1 protein-coding gene is annotated in these 914 nt (G+C 65.2%); it reads right to left on the reverse strand.

The genetic code is table 11. The features are described from left to right. Positions 1 to 186: 186 nt before the first annotated feature. Positions 187 to 914, reverse strand: a 728-nt coding sequence (locus ML01_RS26610) for a transposase (protein WP_156428031.1), incomplete at its 5' end; no start/stop codon positions are given.

Below are 914 nucleotides of genomic sequence, written 5' to 3' on the forward strand. Positions count from 1 at the left end.
GTGCCTGACAGAAAACTCGCTTTTCCGCCCGGAATCGCCATTCACGAAGCGTGAAGCCGTGCGGTTTTGTCCATTGGTGGGTTGATCGCCTGGGTCGCAGGCCGGGTAATGCGAACCGCTCTCATTAATGCCGTTGTCGGGGCGGACCAATCCCCGGGCGGCGCGTCCACTCTGTTGGAATCAGGCTCAGGCAGCGCGCTGTCGTCGTCGCTGTTCTGCTTCGGCCTCACGCTCCAGCAAGATGGCGCCGAGGCGATGCAGATTGCGCCCGAGCACCGCCAGCGCGACATAGCGCTTGAAGCCGTCGATGCCGTGATCCGGGCAGCGATCCAAGCCGTGCGCCTCCAGCGCATTGATGGCGGACTCGACCGCGGAGTGGCGGCGGCGCAGGCGGATGAATTCGGGGTTCTGCTCGTGCGCGGCTTCGGCTTGATTGCGCTTGCCCTTCTTCGGCAGCACGGGCATCGCGACGACGTTGGCCAAGTGCGCCTGATTGGGCTTGCTGTGGAAGCCCTTGTCCATGCTGATGCTGCGCAGCTCGGGAAAGCGCGCGCGGGTGGCGTCGATGAGCGCGATCGCCACTTGGTCGTCGGTGAGCTTCTCCATGACCTGGTGGTGGAGAATGAAGCGGTATTGGTCTTCGACGACCGCGACCCGCAGGCCGAGCTCGACCGGCACACCGGCTTTGCCTTTGTTGATCCACTCGGTGTGGGGCTGGAAGATGGAGAAGACCTTCTCGTGATGGGGGATGCGCTCGCCGTTGAGGACGCGCCGGCGGATCTGGTCGATCTGCCGCTCGGCGTGCGCCACCCAGTCGTCGAGCGGCGCCAGTGCCGCATCCGGCAACCGACAGCCGATGCTGAGCTTGCTGCGGGTCAACTGCGCGCGCCGCAGGAAGTGCTCGGCGAGGTCCA

It is taken from the genome of Thiohalocapsa sp. ML1, from assembly GCF_001469165.1.
Taxonomy (GTDB): domain Bacteria; phylum Pseudomonadota; class Gammaproteobacteria; order Chromatiales; family Chromatiaceae; genus Thiohalocapsa.